This window comes from Pedobacter sp. HDW13 (assembly GCF_011303555.1).
Lineage (GTDB): Bacteria > Bacteroidota > Bacteroidia > Sphingobacteriales > Sphingobacteriaceae > Pedobacter.
Genome location: NZ_CP049868.1, coordinates 5,225,069 through 5,248,214 on the forward strand (window position 1 = coordinate 5,225,069; position 23,146 = coordinate 5,248,214).

Below are 23,146 nucleotides of genomic sequence, written 5' to 3' on the forward strand. Positions count from 1 at the left end.
AAAACTGGTCAATCCATTTCAGGCCAAGCAGTACGCGAATTTGATTGCCGGGCTACTGCCTGAGTTACCCCCGTTTCTTCTGAACAAAAACAGGCCCCGACCTCAAATTTCATTCCTCCAGGAAACACTCAAATCCTTATCGGCCGACCAAAGATTTAATATGATATGAGTCCGCTACGTAAACGATGTATTGTAACCTGCGATAGTATAAAAATAATATCCCAAGTAATTATAAAATTTATATGTTTGTACATACATAGTTAAGATTGCTGCGGATGTTAACTGTTTTTGTTGTATTATGCTAGTTAATGATGTCTTAATCTTGATTTATATATGTTTGTACATTTTGTGAAAATGTAAGGCTAAGGCTGTGTTGTAGATATGTTATTCCTTATCATGAGAGATGGCTTGGGGATAGCAGACCTTCTTATTCACCTATTTACCACTAAAAATTGTTAACAATCAAAACCAAATGAATAATGAAATTTAAGCTTATATTATTTTGCCTTTTCAATCTGCTCGGCGCAGCAGTGTTTGCGCAAGAAAAAAAAGCAATTGATTATGTAGATGTTTTTATGGGAACATCTAATTCGCGTTGGATGCTGGGTCCTTATGCCACAATGCCTTATGGAATGGTTCAGCTAGGCCCCGATAATCAGGGAGCCAATCAGGGATATAACTGGATGGCAGGTTATGAATATGCCATAAATAGTGTTGATGGTTTTAGTCACATCCATGCCTGGACCATGGCAGGTTTACGGCTGATGCCCACCACTGCAGATTTAAGCTATTCGGATGAGCCAACCGACTCACCTTATAAAGGTGCCGGTGCCGGATATCATTCCCGAATCCAGAAAGAAACAGAGAAAGCCTCTCCGGGGTATTATGCCGTATATCTGTACGATCACGATGTTAAAGCAGAAATGGCAGTTACTACCCGCTGCGGGCTTCAACGTTATACCTTTCCAGAGAAAAAGGAATCACGTATTTTGATCGATTTGCAGTTTCCTACCGAATATGATTTTAATGTAAAAGACGCTAAAATAACGAAGGTGACGGATACCGAAATTGAGGGCTATGCAGAATCAGGTTCGGGAGGTTTTAATGATTATAAATTATGTTTCGTACTTCAATTTGATAAACCTTTTCAAAGTTTTAATGCCTGGGTTGGAAAAAAACTAACCAGAAATTGCAAAGAGATTTCCGGAAAGGGAGATGTTGGCGCTTTCGTTACTTACAAGACCCAAAAAGGAGATCAGGTTCATGTACGTTCAGGTATTTCGTTGGTAAGTATTGAGCAGGCCCGCTTGAATTTAAAAACAGAAATGGAACCCTTTGGCTGGAATATCGAAGCGGTTAAACAAAATGCCGAAGCTACCTGGAACACGCTTTTGTCGACTATTAAAGTTGAAGGCGGCACAGAAACCGATAAGGCAAAGTTCTACACCAATTTATATCGCGTTTTTGCTGCTAAGCAAACCTGGAATGATGTAAATGGAAAGTACATAGATCCGGCCGAAAAGGTTCAAACCCTAAAGTATTGCAAAAATATATACGGCGGCGATGCCTTCTGGAATACGTTTTGGAATACGAACGGTGTGCTCAGTTTGATTGCTCCTGATATGATGGAAAACTGGGTGGGAACCCAATTGGAGTTGTATGAGCATACAGGCTGGACGGGTAAAGGACCAACTGGACTTGAATATTCTGGTATCATGGAGGGCTCGCACGAAATAGCTTTAATGGTTGCTGCTTATCAGAAAGGAATTGTAAAAGACAAAGTTATTGCTGAAAAGATTTACGAGGCTGCAAAGTTTATGATGATGAACGAAGGAGTTGCTATTTATGGAGGTGAAGCAGGAAATCCAAAACTGAAAGAATACATGAAATTTGGCTATGTTCCATATGAGATTGGTAAAACGAATAAAGCTTTGGATTATGCTTTTGACGATTATTGCGTAGCACAAATGGCAAAATCCTTAGGGAAAAAAGCTGATTATGACTATTTTATTAAACGTTCGCAAAACTACCGCAATGTTTTCAATACCGATTTAAAATTTGTAGTACCTAAAGATTCGAAGGCTAAATGGATACCCAACTATGATGAGTTTTCAAACAACTCTTTTGTAGAAGGAAACGGATGGGAATATTCATTTTATGTACCTCATGATGTAGATGGGCTAATTAATTTGATGGGGAAAGATTTATTCAATAAACGGTTAAACGATGGTTTTGAGAAATCGCAAGAATATAAATTTGCGGCTCATGCTTTAGATCGTACAACGGGTGAACGAAATGAGTTTTACATCAATCAAGGCAATGAGATAAACATGCAACCCGCTTTTTTGTTCAACTATTCAGCAAAACCCTGGCTAACTCAAAAATGGACGCGTAATATTATGGAAACATTTTACGGGGCAACGCCTTACCAGGCTTGGGAAGGCGATGAAGATGAAGGGCAAATGGGTGGATGGTTTGTAATGAGTTCAATGGGGTTATTCGAAATGCGTGGAGGTACCGAAACAAATCCTGAACTTGATCTTACCAGTCCTTTGTTCAATAAAATCACAATTCAATTAGATCCGAAGTTTTACAAAGGAAAAGAGTTTGTTATTGAAGCACACAATAATTCGAAAGAAAATATTTATATCCAATCTGCTACCTTAAATGGTAAAGCCTTAACCGGAACGAAAATTCATTTCAAAGACATTGTGAATGGTGGAAAATTGCACTTTGAAATGGGCCCGAAACCCAACAAAAACTGGGGCGTAGGAAAACAATAAATCTGAAACACGACCCCTCGTTGGTCGGGATTTGTTACCCAGATCGTATTTAGGTTGTTTCCTGCAGATTACACAGATTGGTGTTTCTTTAATTTTCAATTAGAAATTACGCTATCATCGGTGAGGATTTGTAATCCGTTCTATTTTTGATCACCTCACTAGCGTAAGTCTTAGCAGGCATGGCTGCGGGATGGTTGACTTGTGCTTTTAGAATTTATATAGATAAGTTTTATCTTAGGGGTTGCTTTTGGAGCACAAGTCAGGCCTGGGCTATGGCCGGAATTGGTAAGACTTGCGCCAGTAGAAGCAAGAAAAAGAACCTTTTAAGATATGAAGATTTTTAATATAGATACTGATACAATAAACACTCAATGGGTTACACCCAGGGTAGAGGACAAAGTTTTGGATTTGCTAACATTTGATTGTGAAACAAAATATGGAGATTTCGATAAAGTCGAGTGGTATATCTTAAATCCAAAGAAAAAGCGAAGTAATTTTTACATAGGCATGTCTGGGACATTGGTTTTCGATGAGGAAGTATTCGATAGTGAAATATTTCCACTATTTGAAATGGCGGGAGAAATATTGGAATTAAAAATGGAAAAAGGTAATGTTCTTTATGCGCTAAACGTTATGGAATGTATAGATGTATTAAACCCTAAAAAAACGATTTGGAATTATTATGAGGATGGAACCCAGGGGCAAATACGTAACCCTGTTTTTTATAGTGATGGCTACATGGAATCTTCAATCTTTAAAATTCCGGAAACTTCTCGTGCTGAGATTTTTACCTATTCTGGGATGAAAAATGAAGACGATGAATTTTATTCTTTGTATAAAAAGTTAGGTTTTACAGGATTGGTTTTCGAAGAAATACCTACAGGGTAAATAAATAAAAACATACCCCTCACTAGCGTAAGTCTTAGCGGGCATGCTGCGGGTTGGTTGACTTGTGCTTTTAGAATTTATATAGATAAGTTTTATCTTAGAGGTTGCATTTGGATCCCAAGTCAGCCCATGGTTTAGGCCAGGAGTGCTAATACTTGCGCCAGTAGGTGCTTCCTGCAGATTACACTGATAGATGTTTCCATTAACTTTAATAATTCCATCTTTGAAGGACTTATTTTTTGTATATTAGGTTAAACAAAAGGGATGATGACCCATTTTAGTCAATCTGATTAAAAATCCATAAAACATCACAGCACCCCACCTTTATTCCACATTTACTCCACGTTAAGGCCACCTTTTAGCCAGGTTTGCGCTATACCTGCTTAACCCTATGTTTAGTCCTGCTTTAGTTAAACATTGGTAAAAGCTTAGTGCAGTTGACTCCCGCCCATACCACCACAGGTTTAGCTAGCTTTCGGTTTGTGGGGTAAGGTTGGCCAGAGAAAAGGTTTAGAAACGATGGAGTAGATACCCACTTAAGCCCTGTATCCCGCTACTCGCTGGTCGGGATTTGTAATCTAATCGTATTTGGGTTAGTTCCCGCAGATTACACTGATTGCGCAGATTTAATTATTATCATTTCGTCATTGCGAACCGAAGGGTGGCTAGTGGGGTAGGGTGAAGCAATCTATTAAGGAGATGCTTCGCTGCACTCAGCATGACAGCTTTAAGACTAGCTCCAGTTTAGCACCTGCTAACAATTAACCAATAAAACGAAATCACCTCGATTCTAGCGGGTAGGCGAGGTCGCGTTTAACTTCGTTCACTACAAAGCTGCTATGCGATTTGAGCACATTTTCAAGTGTCATGAGGTCTCTGGTAATGAAACGGGTGTATTCCTGCATGTCTCTAACCACAATTTTAAGCAGAAAATCATAATCACCTGTGGTATGGTAGCATTCCAGTACCTGCGGAAATACAGCTACTTTTTCCTGGAAATTAGTAAGGGCATTGCTGCTATGGTCCCTAAGGGTAACGTGCGAATAAGAAACCATCAGCTCTTTAAACTTTTCGCGGTTAATGATGGTAATGTTACCAGCTATAAAACCACGTTCGCGCATGCGGTTAATCCGCTCGTAAATGGTGCTTGGCGATTTGTGAAGCTTATAAGCCAGTTCCTTATAGTTTAAATCACCTTGCGTTTGTAGCAGCGATAAAATCTCGTAATCCAGCTTATCTAAAATATCGTCGTGCATGGCGCAGGCTTTTTTAGCGATTTAATTTGCGGTAAATAATCAGGTAAATTGATATTGCCGATTGAGCTTCCGGCATTGCAAACATAATAAGTTTATTTTTAACTCCCAATTCCGGAAACATTATTTGGAATTTGGTTTAGTGCGCATACAGGCTCAAAATTATGTTTGGCTTTTACGGTCGCTTCTCGAATAATCTTCGAACTAAAATCAATCGCAAGGAATTCTGTCCAACTCTTTCCAATTTTGTGTGATCAAAAACTAAAATAAACAAGCCTGCAGTTGGCTCCTTACCACCTGTATGCAAATCCCGGTATTTCAAAAAAAGAAGATGAATAAAGAAACAATATTAGTGATCGGAGCCTGTGGGCAGATTGGAAAAGAGCTGGTGGTTGCCCTGAGAGTGAAAAACGGACATGATAACGTAATTGCAGCAGATATTCTTCCACAAGAAAATTTACCAGCTGAAACTGCACCTTATGTTAAACTGAACGTTTTAGATGCCCAGGCACTTGAAGCTTTAATCGTTGACCAAAAAATTACCCAGATCTACCACCTTGCAGCAGTGCTTTCGGCAAAAGGAGAAAGCAATCCAACCCTGGCCTGGGATCTTAACATGAATAGCCTGCTAAGTGTATTGGATCTTTCGGTAAAACATAAAGTAAATAAAGTATTCTGGCCAAGCAGTATCGCTATTTTCGGTCCAGATTCAGAGAAAATCAACTGCCCTCAGCAAGGTGTTACCGAGCCAACTACCGTATACGGAATTAGTAAGGCTGCAGGAGAGCATTGGTGTAAATACTATTTTGAAAAACACGGTCTGGATGTGCGCAGTTTACGTTACCCCGGACTGATTAGCTATACTGGTGCCCCGGGTGGTGGCACTACCGATTATGCAGTTGATATTTTTCACCACGCAGTGCAAGGCAAACCATATACCTGCTTTTTGAGCAAAGAAACGGCATTACCCATGATGTTTATGGAAGATGCAATTAACGCTACACTGCAGTTAATGGATGCTCCAGCAGAAAATGTTTACATCCGCACAGCTTATAACCTTGGTGCATTGAGCTTTACCCCACAAGAACTGGCTGCAGAAATTAAAAGCCATGTGCCTGATTTTGTGGTAAGTTATGCACCCGATTTCCGCCAGGCAATAGCCGACAGCTGGCCATCGAGCATTGATGACAGCGCTGCAAGAACGGATTGGGGCTGGAAACCGGCTTACGATTTAACAGCAATGACTGATGTGATGCTCGAAAACCTTTGGGTACTACAAGCAGATTAATTTGCCCAAGTGGTATTAAAATAATTAGCCCGTAAGGGTTGGTATGTAGGGAAAAACCCTATTTGTTTTTTTGTAAGTCATTTAAGGTGACTGAAATAGGTTTTAGTTAATAAGCGGTTGTTTCCGGATGGAGGCAATCGCTTTTTTGCTTCAGAAAAGCAGTACATTTGCCGACTTAAACACACCATGTTTAAATTTTAGTTGCTATGAGTATGAATGCCCGAAGGTTAAAGGATATGTATGTGCGCTGGTATCGGCGGTAACTTATGGATTAATACCACTTTTTATTCTGCCGTTAAAGGCCATGCATTTTTCGATGGATGTAACCCTTTTCTACAGGTTTTTTATTTCTGCAGGAATCATGTTAATGCTGTTGCGGTATAAAAAAGAGCATTTAAAATCGACTGCGAAGGAAATTGGGATATTTCTGGTGCTTGGTATATTGTTTAGCTTGAGCTCCGATTCCCTCTTTCTGGCTTACGACTATTTATCGGCGGGGATTGCTTCAACCATTCTTTTTGTCTTCCCCGTAATGGTGGCCATTATCCTGGCTGTTTTTTTTAAGGAAAAAATCAGTACAGTAATGCTGCTTTCGATGGCAATAACCTTAGCCGGGGTATACCTGTTAAGTGGAGCCTCAGCAGCTGGCGTTAATTTTGCAGGACTTAGTCTGGCCCTAGGGAGCGCACTGGCTTATGCGCTGTATATTGTTATGGTAAACAAATCAAATCTTAAAGCATCAGGAGTTAAAATCACCTTTTATTCCCTGCTTTTCTCAGCATTGTATTATCTCATTAAATCATTGGTAGCAAAAGAATCGCTGGCGATACCAGATTTAGCTATTCTGCTCCATATTTCGTTATTTGGACTTATTACGTCGGTTATTTCTATTACCACATTGGTTTATGCCATTGGGTATATCGGCTCTACACCAACAGCTATTCTGGGGGCATTAGAGCCGGTAGTGGCCGTAACAATTAGTGTAACACTTTTTGGCGAAAAGCTAACCTATGCCCTGCTAATTGGCGGCGTATTGATCCTGGCCGGGGTTTTAGTAAGTATTGTGTTTTCGAAACATGAAGAAGCACCTGACGAACTGCCTGCCCTGTAAGTGATTTTTTAAACTAGAGGATGCTAATCAGATTTTTGATTTGAATTTCTTAATTTTGTGTTATGGCAACCAAAATAGAGCGATCGGTATCCGAATTTAATAATGACCTGAAATTAAAGGGCTTTAATGTATGGGAGATAGAAAGTGATAGCAATGCCACCAAAATCTACAGCAGAAAAGATTTTTATAAAATTTGCCTCACTACCGGCAAGAGCATTATTCATTATGCCGATCGTAGTTTCGAACAGGAAGGTACAGTTTTGTTTTTTGGCAATCCACATATCCCTTATTCCTGGGAAACGCTTTCTACAACTTATGTGGGGTACACGGTGTTGTTTTCGGAGGATTTTCTGGGGCAATCAGAACGTTTAGAAAGCTTGCAACAATCGCCTTTTTTCAAAATTGGTGGTACTCCCGTACTTAAAATTAGCGAAGCGCAGCGGTTGTTCCTGAACAGTATCTTTCAGAAGATGATGGAAGAGCAGCAGACAGACTACCATTACAAAGACGAGCTGATTCGTAATTATATCTACCTGATTATTCATGAGGCACTTAAATTGCAGCCTTCAGAACATTTCGACCAACATAAAAATGCATTGAGCCGCATTACTTCTGTTTTTCTCGAGCTTTTAGAACGCCAGTTCCCTGTAGAGACTGCCGGGCGCCCGCTAACCTTGAAAACTGCTAACGATTATGCCAACGAGTTGGCTATCCATGTCAACTACCTTAACAAGGCAGTGAAAGAAACCACAGGCAAATCAACCACAACGCATATTGCCGAACGCATTTCTCGCGAAGCAAAAGCGTTATTGCAGCATACCGATTGGAACGTTGCCGAAATTGCCTATGCGCTGGGCTTTGAATATCCTACCTACTTTAATAATTTTTTCAAAAAAAACACCGGAAGTAATCCTGGTGCATTTCGGGAAGCTATGGTTTGAATTTCTTAACCATTGGTTTGAAAACCTTTATCCTGCAGGTTCTGTTTAGCGGAACTTTGCGGTATGAAAAATATCTTTGAAAGATTAAAGTCGGGAGAGCTGGTGCAGCTCAACGATCCCGAATTTCAACAAATAGACGAAATTGTTTCGCGTACATTGGCACTTGTACCAGCTTTAAATGCTGCAACCAGTACCAATGAGGTTAGGAACAAGCTTAGCGAAATTATTGTTTCGGATGTAGATCATAGCACTACTGTATTTGCACCTTTCTATACCAATTTTGGCCAATTCATTAACCTAGGTAAAAATGTATTTATCAATCACGCCTGTTCTTTTCTTGATATGGGTGGCATTACGCTTGAAGATGATGTGCTGATTGGGCCAAAAGTGAACCTGATTACCGAAAATCACCCAATAGATCCGCTAAATCGCCGTGGTATGCTGTGCCAGCCCATTTTAATTAAGCGCAATGCCTGGATTGGCGCAGGTGCGACTATTTTGCCCGGAGTAACCATAGGCGAAAATGCTGTTGTGGCCGCCGGGGCAGTGGTAAGCAAAAATGTTGACGATAATACGGTAGTGGCAGGTATCCCGGCTAAAGTAATTAAACAAATCCATTAAATATGAAAAAGACAATATACATCGCGGCTATTTTGCTGGGCTTTGGAAGCCAGCTATTTGCCCAAACAGCTAAACAAGATAAAGTAAAACAAATGCAACAAACATCAAAAAAAGATCAATATACTTTTACATTGAGTGATCTGGTGACAAGGAAGAAGGTAAGTTTTAAAAACAGATATGGTATCACTTTGATTGGCGATTTGTACTTGCCTAAAAGACGTGGCAAGGAAGCATTACAAGCGCTGGCCATAAGCGGCCCATTTGGTGCAGTAAAAGAGCAGTCGTCTGGTTTGTATGCCCAGAGCATGGCCGAACGAGGCTTTGCATCGCTAGCTTTCGATCCTTCGTACACAGGTGAGAGTGGCGGAGCGCCACGTAATGTTGCATCGCCCGATATTAATACCGAAGATTTTAGTGCAGCAGTAGATTATCTTGGTCTGCAGACTTTTGTGGATAGAAACCGCATTGGCGTAATTGGAATTTGTGGTTGGGCAGGCATGGCGCTAAACGCTGCTGCTGTAGATAAACGCATAAAAGCTGTGGCCACCACGAGTATGTACGATATGTCCCGCGTAATGGCAAAAGGTTATTATGATAAACTTACCGCAGAAGAACGCACAAAAATGCTGGAGCAAATGAGCCAGCAACGTTGGGAAGATGCCAGAAAAGGTACACCGGCGCCATCATTAAATAATTTACCTGAAAAACTGCAGGGTAATGAGCCACAATTTGTTGTAGACTATTTTAACTATTATAAAACAGCCCGCGGTTTTCATCCCCGTTCTATCAATTCGAATGCCGCATGGACAGCAACCAATGCGCTTTCGTTTATGAATATGCCCTTATTAAATTATATTAAAGAAATTGCCCCACGTGCGGTGCTGTTAATTGCCGGAGAAAAAGCACATTCGCGTTATTTCAGTGAAGATGCATTCAAGGCAGCTGCAGAGCCTAAAGAACTAATAATTATTCCCGGGGCCAGCCACGTTGATTTGTACGATCAGCTAAACATCATTCCTTTTGATAAACTAACAGCTTTTTTTAAAAACAATCTAAAATAGCATGGTAATGGATACAAAAGACATTAATTTTAGCTAATGTGGTTTAAGCATTATTAATTTAAATAAAAGAAAATGGAAATTACAAGAATAGGGTCAAAAGCCTCCGTTAAAGGTCCTAACGACTGGTTTACCGGAGCGGTAAGGATAGATCCGTTGTTTGATGCCAATGGTTCGAGAAGGGCTGCAGCAGCAAGTGTAACCTTTGAGGCGGGAGCAAGAACAGCCTGGCATACGCATCCACTTGGACAAACACTAATTGTTACTGCTGGTTGCGGCTGGGTTCAGCGCGAAGGTGGCGCTGTAGAAACCATATATCCAGGCGATGTAGTTTGGTTTGAAGCAAACGAAAAGCACTGGCATGGCGCATCTGCCAACACAGGAATGACGCATATTGCCATTCAGGAAAATCTGGATGGAAAGGTGGTAGATTGGTTGGAGAAAGTTACGGATGCGCAATATAGTGCGCAGGAAGGTGCATAGATAAAGCTAGCTGTTGATGAAGCACATAATCGATTCTATTTCAGGGATAGAATCGATTTTTTTCTATCAGCTTTTTTAGTGGATGAAAGCTAAACAATTGCTATTGGCAGTGCCGATTTGCTGTAATTGGCCAGAATAATCCCTTTGGTGGTGGTTTTACGCGCTGTTAAAGTAAAATCCGCGGGTAGTGCGTCGCTATCAAACAGTTTTTTGCCTTTACCAAGCATCAGCGGATATATTTTTAAACGTAGCTCATCAACCAGATCATGTTTAAATAACAATTGAACAAGTTTGCTGCTACCCCAAACCTGAATGTCGGCACCTGCTGAGTTTTTAATTTTTCTAATATCATCCAGGTTTTCGATAAACACAGTGTTTTCCCAATCCGATTCTTTTCTGGTGCCTGTAAGGACGTATTTAATGCCGCTGTTAATCCCTGGCCAGAAATCGCCATGTTCGGGCCAATAATTTTCCCAGATATCGAACGTCTTTCGGCCCAAAAGATAATCTACACGCTGTTCGAGCTCTTTTTTAACTTCAATAGCATTCAGCTCGTCGCTGTATTTCATTGCCCAGCCTCCGTATTTAAAACCGTTGGATGTATCTTCCTCTGGTCCGCCCGGAGCCTGCATTACGCCATCCAGGCTTATCATGGCCAACACAATTATTTTTCTCATGAGTTCTGCTTTTTGTTGAGTATAAATTTCGCAAAAAAAATACCGTACGGGCTGTAAACATTATGACAAGTTTAGTGGGGTGATGCGACAGCTTTAATTGAGCGCTGTTTTTGCGCTTAAAGCATTTCGGCATCTTTTCTTTCCAGTTATGTGTAAAAGATTACCGCACAAAATGAGTTGTATTCGTGCTGATACGGTAACACCCAAAGTTGTTTTTTGTGCAGCCTTGCATTTTATTGGCTAACATCCCCTTACCCGATTGTTTACCGGCTGTAGGTGTTATGCTTATTACAATTTTGCCTGCTTAATCAATCGGGCTAAAAAAGATAGGTTGTATAAATCAGTCCCTGAAAAACATGTGCAAATTTCTGTTCAGCTTTACACCCTGGTACGCAACCTTGTATTTAAAGTGGTTACGCTCTGGGTATTATCGATAACTTGTTGTAAAAAAGCTATGAAAACATTTAGATTAACAGTAGGTATCCTGGTGGTGATGCTTTCGGGATGTATGAAAGATCACGGATCAGTGGAGACGATTAAAAATAGTATAGTTACCTTTAAAATCGGCGGATTAAGTCATGAGGTAGGGCAGACTAATACCGGCTTTCAAACCGAGCCCATGGCTGCTTTTATCAGGCAGCTAACAGTAATTGCCTATAACACACAAACCGGCGCCGAAGTTACCCGCAAAACACAACTGGCTACCAGTGCGGCCTTTGGTCAGGTAAGCTTCGAATTGCCTAACGGAACTTATAATTTTGTTGCGGTCGGGTCGCAAGGCGAATTTGGGATCAATCAATTTTATGAAGGCGACAAAGACAAACCTGTTTTTCTTCCCTATGCTGAGGCTAATTTTCAATATTGGCAGCCATCATGGTCATTTCAGGATAAGTACTATAAGACTTCAGATACTTTCTTTGCCAAGATGGTTGGAACAGCCATTAATAAGAACCAAATGGTTGAAATAATTATGGAAAGAATTGTGGGGCTACTGAATGTAATTGTAACGGATCTGCCTGTGTACAGTATCGATCTTACCAGTGAGTATTCGGGCTTTAAATTCGATACTGCAGTTCCCTACAGTACAATCGAGAACGATTTTGCCTCCGGATGGAAACAAAGTAAAAATGGCCCCATCAGCTATTATATTCTTAAAAACCAAACGCCTGTTCGTGTACATATTGGCGCAGGTGGCGAGAGAAGTATCGCGGTTACGGTTCCAAAAAACAAACGCACAACGGTAAGTATTCAATCGGCTACAATGGCCTTTACTACAGTTACCGAATAGTATATATGTCATCATAAGTCACAAACGGGCGGTGGAGACACCGCCCAATGAACATGCTGGAGATGGGTGTCGCCATCCACCTGATAGGATTGTGAATTTTTTATTGACTTCTAAAAGGTTCGAAGTTGTTTTTCCAGGTCCTCGCGAAAGTTACGGCCAATTGGGATTTGCTGACCGTTTAAGAAAATACTGTTGCGATCGAGTTGCTGCACTTTTTGCAGGTTAACGATAAAAGATTTGTGCACGCGTAAGAAGCGGTCGGATGGAAAAAGATCTTGCATCGCTTTGATAGAGCCTTTTAACAATATTTTTTTTGCCGGCGTATGGATAATGGCATAATCTTTCAAACCCTGGATATGCGTTACTTCGCTGAATTGGAGTTTTATACGTTGCACACCGCTTTTAACAAAGATAAAATCATTGGTGTTTTCAGCATTTTCATCCAAATGGCTATGTTCTTTGAGTGCCAGCAGTTCGCGCGCTTTGGCTATAGCTTGCTCAAAGCGGTTAAATGCAATGGGTTTCAATAAAAAATCAATAACGCCCAGCTCGTAACCTTCAAAAGCATAGTTGCGGTAAGCAGTGGTAAAAATGGTTAATGGCCGGTTAGGCAGTCGTTTCAGAAACTCGATTCCACTCATTTCAGGCATTTCAATATCCAGTAACAAAAGTTGGGTTCCTGCGCCTTTTAAGTCGGTTAAAGCAGCCATCGCGTTAGGGAAAAGCAATACTTGTCCAATGCCAGGCAGTCTTTTTAAATAGCCTTCCAGTACTTCACGGGCCAGCGGCTCATCGTCTACTACAGCAATTTTCAATAGTGTTTCCATCACAGTTCAATTATCAATAAAGCACTAAAACGGCTTGGCTCATCCACTAGTTGTAAATCGTGCTTGCCCGGGTATAACAGTTCGAGGCGTTTGCGCAGGTTGCTGAGCCCAATACCTCCTTTGGAGGGCAATGCAGGTGTAAGTGGTTTGGTGTTTTCTACCTGTACGGTTAAAGTTGATTCATTAAATGCAATAAGAATATGCAGCTCGCTGTCGGTTGTTTGCCTGCTCATTCCATGTTTAAAGGCATTTTCTACCAGGGGCAATAAAAGCAGCGGCGCAATGGTTAGTCCTGGTGGTATTTTAGCCGTGTTGAATGTAATTATGGCCTCTGTACCGAAACGCAGCCGTTCAAGTGCTACATAATTTTGCAAATACTCCAGTTCCTTATCAAGCAATACGCTGTCATCATTACTATCGTACAGCATATATTCCATCATGGATGATAGCTTCAGTACCACATCTGGTGCTAGCTCCGATTTTTTAAGGGTAAGTGCATAAAGGTTATTAAGGATATTGAACAGGAAATGCGGATTTACCTGTGCGCGTAAGAAATCTACTTCGGCGTTTAATTTTTCGACCGTAATGCGTTGAATGAGTAATTGCTGACTATACCAATCGATACTTAATTTGAGGGAAAGCATAAGCCCCAGGTACCATAAGGTGCTGAAAAAGTTATAGGTAAGCGATTCGTACATGTTGCTGCGATACAGCGGGCCAACAATATAACCGTATAAATACCAATCGTACAGGCTTTGTATAATGAGGTAAGCCAGCACCGAAAGTAAAATGGAGGCTGCATAAGCACCATATCTCTTTTTGGTGAGGTATTTGGGTAAAAAAAGGCGCAAATTCAGGTAAGCAATAACCATTAACAAGAAGACCCTTACACTTACGCAAGCCAAAAAATAAGGCAGGTTGGCTTTATAGAGCAAATATTTCTTCTCGTAAAGAAAAAAACCGGTAACCAGTATCCAGTAAGCGGTGTAAATCAGTGTTTTTTTATTGAAGAATCTGCTCATGGTCAAAGGAACTTAAAAAGGCCGGATGGACAAAGAAATGTCGACAAACGACTTAAATAATAGAGGAAGATACACATAAAAATACGCTTGTCGATTAGATTGGTCGTTACTCTACTATTTTTTAGCGGTGTTTGCTGAACGCCTAACTTGGTGTTAAATCAAAAAATAAACGATATGAAAAAGTTATTAGTTTGTGCTTTCCTGGTTGTTGCACTGGGAAGTTTAAGTTTTACCACCAGGTTTGGGTTAGATGGTTATGAGATATTCCTCAATAACAAATCGGTGCTCAAACAGTACATTAACCAGCCATTAAATTTAAGGGTATTGAATTTAGATCAGGCTAAAGAAACAGACCAGTTACGCATTGTTTACAAGCACTGCCGCCTGGATAATGGTACCGGTACCGGACGAGGTATTGCACTTAAAGATCAAGCTGGTACAATATTGCACCAATGGAGTTTTACCGATGCCGGCCAGATGACCATTTTGGTAAAAGATTTGCGCCAGGCAGAAAAGAAAAGTGGTAAAAACAAGCTCAGCCTGTATTACACTGCCCATGAACTGGAAAAAGGTGAAATGCTGGCTATGATTAGTTTAAAATAAATGATAATGATACAGCTTACTGTATAACCATGCACATTAGCGGGCCAACGGCTGTATAATGTTGTGTTAGTTTATACAATATACGCTACAATGTAGTTACAGGCTGTTGAAATGAGGAAGCAGCTACTATCTTTGAAACACAATCGCCTCACTCGATTGAAACAAATTTTGTCTGCTCCAGTGAAGTTTCACTGGAGTGGTTTTTTTTATGGCTACTGGTTTTTTAGCTAAGAGACAATAAGTTTGTGATGCTTAGCCTGCCGGATAAGGTAGCCTGAAAAGGCTGTTGGGTTTAAGGTAAACCACTTTGCGATCGGCACTGATTATAATATTGAACCGTTTAAGTAACTCCCCACCAATTATACTCATTTTTTGACGGCCAATAGCACCTTTAAAAAATCCTGCAGGTATTGAATCCAATGTGTTTTGTCCCATCAATAAACCTGGCAATATTGCCTTTTTTACCGTAAGGATATTTCCAAAAGAATCTTTCAGGTCTTTTTCACTAATGATTTTAAGTTTTTGATCCAGCTGGTTGTTATTGGTAAAGCTATCATCAAAAAGTACTGCGCCTGCATATCCCGAATGCACCAGAAAGGGGAGGCTAAGCAGTTCTGTGCCAATTTTACAAGTGGCGTTAATGAATAGCATATCGTCTTGGTATTTAGCATCGAGCTTTGAATAACCATTTAACTTTGCAGGTAAATTGCTGCTGATGGAGATTATTTTGCGGTCGAAATCAATATCGATAACCTGACCTGCAAAAAGCTCCGGGCCGAATTTACCACCAGTTCCGGGACCAGAATTCAGGTTTTCCCACAATGGAGTATGTTCCCATTTTGTTTTGCCAATTTGCAGCAGGTTGTCTTTGCTGTAACGAGAACTGTTTTCGCCACCGCCCCAGCTTTTTACAGTATCAGCACCTTCAAAACGCAGGCTTTTCATCTTTGCAATGGCCTCGCTGGTAAGCGTAAGCGAATTTGCGGCCGTATGGAACATGAGTGAAACGGTATCCTTGCCGTTAATAAGGGCGCTAATAGTAATATTGTTTTGGCTGGTTAGTTTGAATGGAATGGTGTATGTTTTTTGGGTAGGAGCCTGCGCAATGGCAAAGCTGTTGTGAATAACCCAAAACGATAAAATTAGCAATAGCTGTGTGAGGTTTTTTGTTGTTCGCATTTTCATTATGCTAATGTAGTAATTTCAGGTAAATGGATGCAGCAGTTTATCTTAAAATTGCCATCAGTAAAGCCTGTAAAAAAAAGAACCTCACTGCAAAAATCAGTGAGGTTCTTTTAAGGTCAATAAAGCATTATTACTTCAGTTGTACTTCCGCTAAAACGGGAAAATGATCAGAAGGGAATTTTCCAAAGTAAGTGTCTGTTAAAATACCCCATTTGCTGGCGGTAAATTGGTCGCTCATAAAAATATGGTCGATAACCGATTTGCCACGGGGAATTCTAAAACCATTGGATGATGAATTATTGGCATAAGGAAATTTCACCTTGCTGTGTACATCAACCAATTGATTAGAGGTAGCTATGGTTTTGTACCATTCGCTGTCTCTGCCGCCGTTAAAGTCGCCCGTTAGCAAAACAGGTTTATTGCCGGCGATTTCAGTTATCTTTTTCAAAATCAGTTTACTGCTTTCGCGGCGGGCAATTACTCCCTGATGGTCGTAGTGCACATTAAAGGCGTAGAATTGGTTTTTAGTTTTCAGATCTTCCAGATAAACCCAGCTGCAAATTCTGTTGCAGCAGGTTACGTCCCAGCCTTTGCCAGGCACATCTGGTGTTTCTGATAACCAGAAATCGCCACTTTTTAGCATTTTAAACCTGTCTTTTTTGTAATAAATTGCCGAGTGCTCTCCGGCTTCTTTTCCATCATCGCGGCCTTTTCCGTACCGTGCATATTCAGGTAAGGCGGCGCTAATATCATCAAGTTGGTTTTTTAAACCTTCTTGTACACCAAGGATATCAAACCCGTGAAAGCGGATTAAATTCGAGACGATGGGCGCACGGTCAACCCAGAGATTACCCGAATCGCGCGGGTTATCGTAGCGAATATTGAAAGTGCCGATGGTGATTTGCTGAGCTTTAAGCCCAACCGATACTAAAGAAAAAAGCGCTGCAGCGAGCCATATTTTTATTTTCATCTGTTTGTGATTTAAATAGCGTGTAGGGCTTATTCCCAGCCTTTGTTTTGTTTAAGATTTGGGTTTTTCTGTAGATCGGCCAATGGGATCGGGTAGTAGTAGTTACGCTCATTCCATTTACGTGGAATTTCTTTCATCCACGTTAATTCGCCAGAACTACCATTTTTAAGTAACTGAGAGTTTACTGCTGCACCAATATTGGCCGAAACATCTACATAAGTTACACCCGATACAGCCGGCGACGGACGTGTTCCCTGATAAAAGGCAACATCAAGAATTCCGTCTTCATTCAAATCCATAGGGGTATTCAATGTGGGTACGTAAAAACCATTCCATTCCTGCTCCATTAAAGGTCCGCGTTTCCAGCGCAGCAGATCGGCAAAGCGCAAACCTTCCAGGCTAAGCTCTATACCGCGCTCTCTTCTGATTTCGAGTAAAGTGGCATCAGATATCCCCGGGAAATAGTTAGTCACCAGATAGGGATCTGCTACAGTCGGTTTAGTGGTTAATCCGCCTGTAATGCCTGCTCTTGCCCTGAGTGCACCTACGGTAAGCGCCCAGTCTGCATCACTTAAAGTCCCCAGTTCGGCCTTCGCTTCTGCATAGTTTAACAATACTTCGGCATAGCGGAATAAAGAGATAGCATTTGTGTTTAAAGCACCTGCATCAAAATAAATATCATCCAATGTCCATTTAATAGGCTGGTATCCGGTAAAGGTGTAAGAGAAAACAGGAGGTGCCGGTACCTGCTGACCACTGCTAATGCGCTTATAATCGCCTAAACGTATGGTTTGCTTCAGTCTCAGATCTCTGTTTTTAACCTCATCCTTAAATAACATGGTTTTATAGGCCGCATCATTGGTATAAGGCGTTCCATCAAGCTTTAAATAAGTATTGATAAAAGTACGGGTAAAACTTGCTTTTGCGCCGTATGTTCCACTTGTCCACCACCAGTTGGCTTCATTGAGTACGCCTAGATTGATGTCGGCCACGGCAGCTTGTAAAACCTCGTTGGCCATTGGCGTATTGCTAGTAAACACCTGACGATATGAAACACCAGGGCCACCAGCTGTATTTAAGGAATAACCTCCTTTTTTTATAATTTCATCAGCAGCTGATGCAGCATCTTCCAGCCATTTGCCGGCTGTAGCCGAAAGGCTTAAATCAGTATGGTATTTACGGAAAGTTCCTTCAAAAAGGCATAGTCTCGATTTAAAGGCATAAGCTACCCATTTGGTAATGGTTGTACGGCTGGCATCGTTGGTATTGCTAATGTTTGCACAGGCAAAATTAATGTCGGCCAGTACCGAATCCATAACCAGTTCCCGTTTATCTCTGCCTGCGTTTAAGGCCGGATCATCGATATTCAGGGGTTTTCCGATCCAGGGCACATCTCCAAAACGTTTCACCTTTTCCATGTAGAAGTAGGCCCTGAAATAACGGGCAATACCAAGGTAGTTGTTGCGTACTGCTGCCGGAACAGCAGGGTTTTTACAGTTTTCGATAAAATAATTGATGTTTCTGAGGTCACGCCAGGTCCAGCCAGAGCTGTTATTGGCTGCAAAGCCGCCTTCACGGATAAAATCAGGAACAGATTTTACAGCCAGGTAATCAGACATGGCATCCTGACTGGTTGAGTTCTTAGGCAGGAAATCCATACCATAAAATGAATTGGTGTAGAGTTTAAGCCCGTTTTCTGTTCCGAAAACCGCATCCTTTGTTGCACTTGATTCGGGCTTTTGATCAAGTTTTTTACAGGCTGCCAAAGCCAGGCAGGCCAGTAAGATATAGATATAATATTTTTTCATCTTCATTTTTTTATCAAGCTATTTATAATCCAATGTTCAATCCTAAAGAGTAGCTCTTCATCAAAGGATAATTGTAACCATCTCCGTTTGTGCTGCCGGCGTTTAAATCCTGATCGGAAGGCACAGCATTTTCAACATCGATAGTATGTTTAACTATTTTATACATTGGCGAATAGGTAAACAGGTTCTCGCCTGAGAAAAATATTTTGGCACTGCGAACACCTATACGGTTTATCCATTTGCCCGGCAAAGCGTAACCAAACTGCAGGTTTTTCATGCGGAGATAGGCCACGTTTTGCAGGTAACGCGTTTGCGCCACACCCAAAGTACGGTTGGTATTGCTTGATGCTGCTCTCGACATCGTTCTGGGGAAATAAGCATCGGTATTGTCCGGTGTCCACATATTGCCCAGATGGAAGGTTGGTATATTGTTGTACGGCCTGTTGTACTGGCCCCAGAACATTTCTGTTTCGGTGCTCGGGTACCACTGCTGTTTGCCAACTCCCTGAAAGAAAACAGAGAAAGAAAAATTATGCCAGTCGGCGCCAAGGCTTACACCATACAGATATCTCGGAGCAGAATTTCCGATAATTCTCCGGTCGCCTGATCTGCCTACCTTGTTTTCGCCCACATTGATAAAGCCATCGCCGTTAAGGTCTTTTAGTTTAATATCGCCAGGGAACCATTTACCGGTGGGCGAGGCTCTCATTTGCGGATCTTGTTTAGCATGCGAAGCAATGTCTGCATCATCAATAAAGAAGCCTTCGGTTTCGTAGCCCCATATTTCGCCCAGTGTTTGTCCTTCGTAATAATCGCTCAGTAATTTATCGGGGTTATTGTACTTATCTATTTTTGTTTTGCTATCCGATAAGGTCAACCTTACATTGTAATTGAAAGGCTTCGATTTACCGATTTTATCGTTCCAGGTTAACGAAAGCTCCCAGCCACGGGTAGTTAAGTTGGCATAATTTCCTTTGGGTACATCAGCTCCGAAAACAGCAGGTGGAGTAAGTCCAAAAGTAAACATATCAGTCGTTTTGCGGATGTACGCATCGCCGGTAAAGCTTAACCTGCCTGAAAGCATGGTTAAATCAAGACCAAAGTTGCTGGTGGTCGAAGTTTCCCAGGTTAATCCATCGGGAAGAACATTCGGGATACGGGTGGTTTGTGGTCTAACGCCGTTTAAAATAACGCCCGACTGGCTGATGTTAAAGATTTCCTGAAAGGCATAAGATGCGATGTTACCGTTTCCAAGTGAGCCATAAGAAGCCCTTAATTTTAAATCAGAGATCAACCTATCAGAAACATGCCAAAACGGCTCTTTATTGATCCTCCATCCGGCCGAAACAGAAGGGAAGAAGCCATAACGCTGATCGGCAGGGAATTTAGATGAACCATCATAACGCGCATTAACTTCTAAAAGGTAACGGTCTTTAAAAGCATAATTTAACCTCGAGAAACCACCCAGGATAGCCCATTGTTCGTAACCACCACCAGTAGTAATAGATTGGCCAAGTGCCAGGTTCAAATCTGTAGCATCTTCGAAAATAATTCCGTTTCGCTGTACTGCAATACGGTTATAGGTAGATTGTTCGTAGTTGTAACCCACCATAGCTTTCAGGTAATGGTCGGTACCAAACCTGTTTTCGTATTCGGCGTAAATGTTGGTTGCCAGATACTGGGTTTCGCGCTGATCGAACAAAAGATCGTTGGTAGTTGTACCAACATAGGCTGTAACCCCGCGGGTATTGCTGTATGGAACCTGAACTCTTTTTTGCTCAATGTTGTTATTGGTATTGCGGAAGGTAAAATCGGCATTTACCCTAAACTTGTTGTTAAAGAAATTGGTTCTCAAACCTGTTATATTTCTAAAAACCTGACGACGGGTATCAATCCCGTTTTTTCCATAAATAAAATCGCCCACGGTATAAGCTGCAGCAAAAGTTAACGAACCATCCGGGTTGAAAATTGGCATGGTAGGCTTACCCTCGTCGGCAATATTTCTCCATATTCCACCTCCCTCACCAACGTTGATCGGGTTGTGGTAATTCATAACCGAGTAATCGGCGTTATTTTCAATGCTTAACCACGGAAAAACCTGTACAGATCCTCTTGCACGGATGTTTTTCATGTCGTAATCGTCGGTGTTGTACCTAAATAGCCCGTCCTGATTAAGGAAACGCCCCGATACCAGAAACGATGCCTTATCGCCACCGCCACTTACCGAAAGGTTATTTTCTGTGGCTGCCGTATTTTTCTTGTACAGCTCGGCATAGTAATCCGTACTTCCATAATAGGTGTACTCGCCTGTGGTCGGGTTTATCTCTATCTGGTTGTAAGGCTGACCCGATTCCGATCTTTTTTTGAATTCATCGAGATAGGCCTGCGAAAATTTCTGTGTTTTATTTGCATTCTGCGGGAAAGCACCATCGCCGTTTACAAATGCCTCAGCAAACATCTTAGCCCATGTATAGCCGTCGGTTACGAAATCAGGAACCTGTAATGGGGTTTTAATGGCGTAATTGCTTGAAAATGCTACACTAGTACGACCTTTTTCGGCTTTTTTAGTGGTAATAAGCACCACACCAAATACCCCTCTTGCACCATAAATGGCTGCCGATGCGGCATCTTTAAGAATAGATACACTTTCTACATCGTTGGGATTGAGTAAGCTTGGATCGCCTTCAAAGCCATCAATCAGAATTAAAGCACTACCACCTTGTCCGATAGAAGTAGTACCACGGATATTGTAACTTGGCGATTGCGTAGGCTTCCCATCCATCATTTTTAAATTCAGGTTGGGAAGTAAGCCTTGTAAACCTTGTGTAAGGTTGGTAATGGGTCTGTTTTCGAGTTTTTTCGCAGTAATCTGATCTACAGCACCCGTGGCATTTTCTCTTTTCTGGGTTCCGTAACCCACAACAAGCACCTCATTTAAACTTCCCGATTCACCTTTTAGGGTTATATTTAAAGGAGCGTTTTCGCTTGCTTTTACCTGCACTTTACCCAAAGTAACCGTGGTGTACGAGATAAAACTGATTTGGATGGTATAAGTGCCCGTTGGAACGATTAATTTAAAGCTTCCATCCGGATTGCTTTGCGCAACTTTGTTTAACTCTTTTACGAGGATACTGGCGCCGGGAAGGGGATCTCCCTTCTCATCAACTACCTTTCCACTAATTGTTCCTTGTTCCTGGTTTTTTAAAGCAGCAGGAAGATTGGGTAGATTCGCCATGGCTATGGCAGGTGCGCCAGGTACTGCGGTAAGCAATGCAGTTGCCGAAGCAAACAGCACCGACCTCAGCATGGCTGTTAAGTTTTTTTTCATTAGCTTAATAATTAGTTTTGAAACTAAAGCGTTTTAGCTAGTTTCTATGGTTCCTTTAATGGCGCAAAGCTAGAGGGCTTATATAAACCCAATATTAATTTACTTTAACTATTGAGGAATGTTTTTGATGGGATTTGCCTTGTTTTTGCAAGGAAGGTGTGGTTTTGATGTAGAAGGCAATAGGTTTTATGTTCGCGGGCTGGAAAGCGCGAAAATAAAATAACTTGTAAGGTGTTTTTTAGGTATTGGATAGAATATAGGGCGTTATTATGATGAATCTGGCAGGAAAAAATAAGCTTATTTAATTTTGCAAACAAATACCAGATCGGTAATGATTACCCCATCCATATCCGGAGAATCGTAGCGTTTTAAACTTAGGGTATTAAAGCCACTTTGTCCAAGGGCTTTGGTTAAATAATCTTCACGATGATAGTGTACGTACACGTGGTCGCCGGTACTGGATATTTGGTATTTCGACTTGTTATTTTCATCTTCCTCCATGGTGCTTAAATAGAAAACACCATCTGGCTTTAATAAAGCAGATACATTTACAATTAAATCAATAGCTTCTTCGGGTGTTAAATAGGGCAGGCAAAAGCCACAGGTAATCGCGTCAAATTTTTGATTAAGAGTAGCGACTTCACGGCAGTCCATGAGCTGAAATTGCGCTGTTGGATTGTTGATTTGGGCAAGTTCGAGCATGTTTGGGGAAAGATCAATTCCCAAAATCCGGTATGCAGGTTTCAGATCAAGCAAATATTTGCTAATGTTTCCGGGACCGCAGGCAATATCCAATACACTAGCATCTTCGGGCGTAATGTTGTCGCAAAACACTTTAAATGGCTCAGCATACAAGCTAACATTCATGAACTTTTGGGCATATATTTTAGCCGATTTATCAAAAGCCTCTTCAGGTTTTACTGTTTTCATCATCATCTTTATTTAGTATACCATATTTGCACCCATTAATATAAAGTTATGAAAAATAGCAGGATAACTACCTTAGCTGGAA

At 41.2% G+C, this 23,146-nt stretch carries 19 protein-coding genes; 10 read left to right on the forward strand and 9 right to left on the reverse strand.

Going from position 1 to position 23,146, the window contains the following annotated elements; genetic code table 11:
* Positions 1-479: 479 nt before the first annotated feature.
* Together G7074_RS21705 and G7074_RS21710 are read left to right on the forward strand one after the other, a co-directional pair.
* A complete protein-coding gene (locus G7074_RS21705) occupies positions 480-2,783 on the forward strand; it encodes a GH92 family glycosyl hydrolase (RefSeq protein WP_166211318.1) in 2,304 nt (767 codons plus the stop codon).
* 330 nt (positions 2,784-3,113) lie between these two features.
* Positions 3,114-3,671 (forward strand): hypothetical protein, encoded by a 558-nt coding sequence (locus G7074_RS21710; protein ID WP_166211321.1) that lies wholly within the window; start codon positions 3,114-3,116, stop codon positions 3,669-3,671.
* Positions 3,672-4,450: 779 nt separating this feature from the next.
* Here G7074_RS21710 and G7074_RS21715 read toward each other — a convergent pair.
* Complete coding sequence (locus G7074_RS21715) at positions 4,451-4,927, reverse strand: Lrp/AsnC family transcriptional regulator (RefSeq protein ID WP_124560432.1); 477 nt, start codon at positions 4,925-4,927, stop codon at positions 4,451-4,453.
* A 328-nt stretch (positions 4,928-5,255) separates the two neighbouring features.
* On the opposite strand from G7074_RS21715, the gene G7074_RS21720 reads away from it, so the two are divergent.
* The 6 genes from G7074_RS21720 to G7074_RS21745 all read left to right on the forward strand — a co-directional run bounded on the left by G7074_RS21720 (position 5,256) and on the right by G7074_RS21745 (position 10,426).
* A complete protein-coding gene (locus G7074_RS21720; protein WP_166211324.1) occupies positions 5,256-6,212 on the forward strand; it encodes an NAD-dependent epimerase/dehydratase family protein in 957 nt (318 codons plus the stop codon).
* 127 nt (positions 6,213-6,339) lie between these two features.
* A complete protein-coding gene (locus tag G7074_RS21725) occupies positions 6,340-7,323 on the forward strand; it encodes a DMT family transporter (protein WP_166211327.1) in 984 nt (327 codons plus the stop codon).
* Between the two features lie 62 nt (positions 7,324-7,385).
* Entirely contained in the window at positions 7,386-8,264 is an 879-nt protein-coding gene (locus tag G7074_RS21730) for an AraC family transcriptional regulator (protein WP_124560430.1), read from the forward strand.
* 63 nt (positions 8,265-8,327) lie between these two features.
* Positions 8,328-8,885, forward strand: coding sequence for a DapH/DapD/GlmU-related protein (locus G7074_RS21735; RefSeq protein WP_124560429.1), 558 nt, complete (start codon positions 8,328-8,330; stop codon positions 8,883-8,885).
* 2 nt (positions 8,886-8,887) lie between these two features.
* Positions 8,888-9,946, forward strand: coding sequence for an alpha/beta hydrolase (locus G7074_RS21740; protein ID WP_166211330.1), 1,059 nt, complete (start codon positions 8,888-8,890; stop codon positions 9,944-9,946).
* A gap of 72 nt (positions 9,947-10,018) precedes the next feature.
* A complete protein-coding gene (locus G7074_RS21745) occupies positions 10,019-10,426 on the forward strand; it encodes a cupin domain-containing protein (protein ID WP_124560427.1) in 408 nt (135 codons plus the stop codon).
* Positions 10,427-10,515: 89 nt separating this feature from the next.
* Here the strand turns inward: G7074_RS21745 and G7074_RS21750 are convergent, their stop codons facing one another.
* Positions 10,516-11,103, reverse strand: a complete 588-nt coding sequence (locus tag G7074_RS21750; protein WP_124560426.1) for a dihydrofolate reductase family protein — start codon at positions 11,101-11,103, stop codon at positions 10,516-10,518.
* A gap of 454 nt (positions 11,104-11,557) precedes the next feature.
* Between G7074_RS21750 and G7074_RS21755 the strand changes: the two genes are divergently transcribed.
* Positions 11,558-12,391 carry a FimB/Mfa2 family fimbrial subunit gene (locus tag G7074_RS21755; protein WP_124560425.1) on the forward strand — a complete coding sequence of 278 codons (834 nt, stop codon included), beginning with the start codon at positions 11,558-11,560 and terminating at the stop codon, positions 12,389-12,391.
* A 110-nt stretch (positions 12,392-12,501) separates the two neighbouring features.
* Here the strand turns inward: G7074_RS21755 and G7074_RS21760 are convergent, their stop codons facing one another.
* Together G7074_RS21760 and G7074_RS21765 are read right to left on the reverse strand one after the other, a co-directional pair.
* The gene (locus G7074_RS21760; protein ID WP_166211333.1) at positions 12,502-13,218 is read right to left on the reverse strand and encodes a LytTR family DNA-binding domain-containing protein; all 717 of its coding nucleotides are present in this window, start codon (positions 13,216-13,218) and stop codon (positions 12,502-12,504) included.
* Positions 13,218-14,240, reverse strand: a complete 1,023-nt coding sequence (locus tag G7074_RS21765) for a sensor histidine kinase (RefSeq protein ID WP_166211336.1) — start codon at positions 14,238-14,240, stop codon at positions 13,218-13,220. The genes G7074_RS21760 and G7074_RS21765 overlap by 1 nt, the downstream gene beginning before the upstream one ends.
* 174 nt (positions 14,241-14,414) lie before the next feature.
* On the opposite strand from G7074_RS21765, the gene G7074_RS21770 reads away from it, so the two are divergent.
* The gene (locus G7074_RS21770) at positions 14,415-14,843 is read left to right on the forward strand and encodes a hypothetical protein (RefSeq protein WP_124560422.1); all 429 of its coding nucleotides are present in this window, start codon (positions 14,415-14,417) and stop codon (positions 14,841-14,843) included.
* A gap of 252 nt (positions 14,844-15,095) precedes the next feature.
* On the opposite strand, the gene G7074_RS21775 is transcribed toward G7074_RS21770, so the two are convergent.
* The 5 genes from G7074_RS21775 to G7074_RS21795 form a co-directional block, all read right to left on the reverse strand.
* The gene (locus G7074_RS21775; protein ID WP_166211339.1) at positions 15,096-16,022 is read right to left on the reverse strand and encodes a hypothetical protein; all 927 of its coding nucleotides are present in this window, start codon (positions 16,020-16,022) and stop codon (positions 15,096-15,098) included.
* A gap of 136 nt (positions 16,023-16,158) precedes the next feature.
* Positions 16,159-16,998 (reverse strand): endonuclease/exonuclease/phosphatase family protein, encoded by an 840-nt coding sequence (locus tag G7074_RS21780; RefSeq protein ID WP_124560420.1) that lies wholly within the window; start codon positions 16,996-16,998, stop codon positions 16,159-16,161.
* A 29-nt stretch (positions 16,999-17,027) separates the two neighbouring features.
* Positions 17,028-18,806: a RagB/SusD family nutrient uptake outer membrane protein gene (locus G7074_RS21785; protein ID WP_124560419.1), complete on the reverse strand. Its 1,779-nt coding sequence runs from the start codon at positions 18,804-18,806 to the stop codon at positions 17,028-17,030.
* Positions 18,807-18,828: 22 nt separating this feature from the next.
* Positions 18,829-22,134, reverse strand: a complete 3,306-nt coding sequence (locus G7074_RS21790) for a TonB-dependent receptor (protein ID WP_205944101.1) — start codon at positions 22,132-22,134, stop codon at positions 18,829-18,831.
* Between the two features lie 297 nt (positions 22,135-22,431).
* Positions 22,432-23,064, reverse strand: coding sequence for a class I SAM-dependent methyltransferase (locus G7074_RS21795; RefSeq protein ID WP_166211342.1), 633 nt, complete (start codon positions 23,062-23,064; stop codon positions 22,432-22,434).
* Positions 23,065-23,146: the final 82 nt, after the last annotated feature.